At 35.8% G+C, this 2,654-nt stretch carries 2 pseudogenes; both read right to left on the reverse strand.

Annotated features, from left to right (window positions below):
* Positions 1–1,464 precede the first annotated feature (1,464 nt).
* Positions 1,465–1,836, reverse strand: a pseudogene (locus EM808_RS28880) (transposase); the annotation flags it as partial.
* A gap of 3 nt (positions 1,837–1,839) precedes the next feature.
* A pseudogene (locus EM808_RS29955) lies at positions 1,840–2,522 on the reverse strand (tyrosine-type recombinase/integrase); the annotation flags it as partial.
* Between the last annotated feature and the right edge of the window lie 132 nt (positions 2,523–2,654).

A 2,654-nucleotide genomic window follows, 5' to 3' on the forward strand; every position in this document is an offset into this window, starting at 1 on the left:
AGAGGTTTTATCCTTCTTGCCTTTAACAAAGGATAAAATGTTGCTTTCTGCACGCAGGTAAGGCATCAGCCCTCTCGGTTTACTAACGTTTATGGAGCTCAATCCCTTCAACCATATGGCTTTCGGCCCGCTACCTCACTGTCTACGCTTAAAGATTAAAGTTACCTTTAATCCTCCAAGACTCGCTACGAGCGAATGGCTAATTCTTACTCGGCGGGAATCCCACCCGCTATATGATACGACCTAGGCTCGGCCGCACACCTGCCATGTTAGTGCCATAAGCTAGTTCTTCATTTATTACAGGAATGCTGCCCCGTTAAAGCCAGAAGTAACATATATTAAGAAAAAGACTTACTTCTAATGCTATCTATTAGTAAGGAGAAAATCGAATGGCAATTTATTTTTTATTTTCCTAATTTCTAATACATTGGAAATGATAAGGTCTAAGAGGGAGTAGTGATTGATTCCTTGTTGTATTGTGGTTTGTGATAAAGAAATAGCCTTTATTTGGATCTACCTACAAAGGCTGTTTCTTATCTCGTTTGCTTACAAACTTAAAAAAATGTCTTCTTTATTAATTCAAGCAGTCTAAGAAATATTTTAAGCTACTACATATTTTTCTTGAAACTCCTTAGACTGTTTTTCATATCTTTAGCAATTCAAAAATGTCTTTTATTTCCAATAAATCTTTATTTTTTGCCTTCCATTAGGGCATCCTACCCGGTAAACTCCCAAAAAATATCTATGTCTAATTTCTTCAACATTTAACTATTTTTTTAATTATGTATATCATTACTAATTAGTATGTTATATTCAATCTAGGGCAAAGGTCTCCCAAGAACTTCCCTAGCCATCTTCTTTACTTTTAGAAGGTGGTTTTTACATGACAAACATACAAGCTTTATATACCCCCTATTAAGAATTTTATTTAATCTCTCCTAATTTAAGTCAGCCACTATTTACTTAAAAAATGCACTAGAAAAACTAATGGATATTGAGTCTTTAATGCCTATTGGCCATAAATTTCCAAGGCCTCTAGGTATTAAACATCCCATTATCAGCTCAATGACATTGGTCACTTCAGCAGAGTTTGTTGATAAGGTAGCTCTAAATTCCCTAGAAGTGTGTTAGCCTCATACTCCTTTTTGAATTTGCCCTTTTACTTTTAGATTCTGATATTTGAATAAGTTTTTTTATAATATGGTTGGATAAATAGGTATGTACGGACCAATGGATGTCCACATCTCTTACGGGGGTCTACCCTCCCAAGTCTCACAGAGTCTACGCTCCTGCATTCCTTTGTTCAACCTTTCCCTAAGGTGGATGTCGGTCATGCTGCCCTACAGGATCTAAGTCCTTACGTTAGTTGCGTTTCCAACTAATCCCATGCTGATTTTGTCCATTCATCTTTTCAAATCTATTTGTTAATACTTAGTTTAATAGTGATTAAGCTGCTATTGGTTCTTAGATAAATGCATGCATATGGGGAATGTCCTTCAACATCTTCTCCTCTTGAAACACAAACTGTTTCTTCCCAATAGAGCAGAGTATACGGATGAGCTTATTACACAAAGCAATTAAAGACTGCATCTTTTTCAACGGATTATCAGGTCTCGTTGTGTAATAATGATGTAGGGCTTTAAAGGCTTTATTCTTGGCTACTAGAATCATAGATGCCCGAAACAGTAGTGCCCTTAATTTCTTTCGACCACGTTTCGTAATCCTGGTTCTCCCTTTATGCTTTCCCGATGTATTTTCTTTTAAGCTGAGTCCTGCCAGTTTGGTTATCTGACGAGGATGATTGTATTCACTCAAATTGCCAACTTCAGCGAAAAAACCCGCTCCATTATTAATTAAAGTGGTGGCGTAACTATGTCTTAACTGATGTGGATGTATACACTTATTAATATTAGCTCTTTTGAATATCTGCTTAATGACAAATCTCATATGGGCAATGCTCATTCGATGTGGAGCTCGGACCGTTACAAATAGAGCTTTTCACTATCTGTTCGGTTTTCTATATACCTTTTTAGCCAAATACTACATCGAGTATTAAAATAAACTTCTCTTTCCTTTTTCCCTTTACCAAATACTATAACGGATTACTCGGAGAAGTTGATAGAACTTCGATCTAAGTTTACTATTTCTCCTATTCTGCAACCGGTAGAATACATAAATTTAAATAGCGCTTTTTCAAAGGGACTGAGGCACGCTTCTCTTAATAGCTCTATTTCATCCTCCGTCAAAAACTTTGGAATTTTACTCTCTAATTTAGGTTCATTTATGGCCGTACTTGGATTAAAAGTAATATATTTCTCTTCTTGCGCCCATCTGAATAACGACTTAATAAAGCGAATGCGATGACATAAACTAGATACTTTTAAATCACTCGCAACTTCTCCGAGATACAGTTTGATAGTTTCCGTTGTAATTTCTTCTATCTCAACATTACCTAAGTGCTTTATGAACAAGGCAGATTGAATCTTATAAGCTTTCAATGTCTGGGAAGAGTATCCTTGAATTTGTTTATTGGAGTTAGTATAGTTTCATGGACACAATTTAATTAAGTCCTTACAATTATTTTGAGAGGATGTGTCCGAATTGGAACGTAAACCTGCAGGCAAAAAATATAACGATGATTTTAAGAAAACGAT

Origin of the sequence: Niallia taxi, assembly GCF_004005475.1 — a bacterium.
Classification (GTDB): domain Bacteria; phylum Bacillota; class Bacilli; order Bacillales; family Cytobacillaceae; genus Niallia; species Niallia taxi.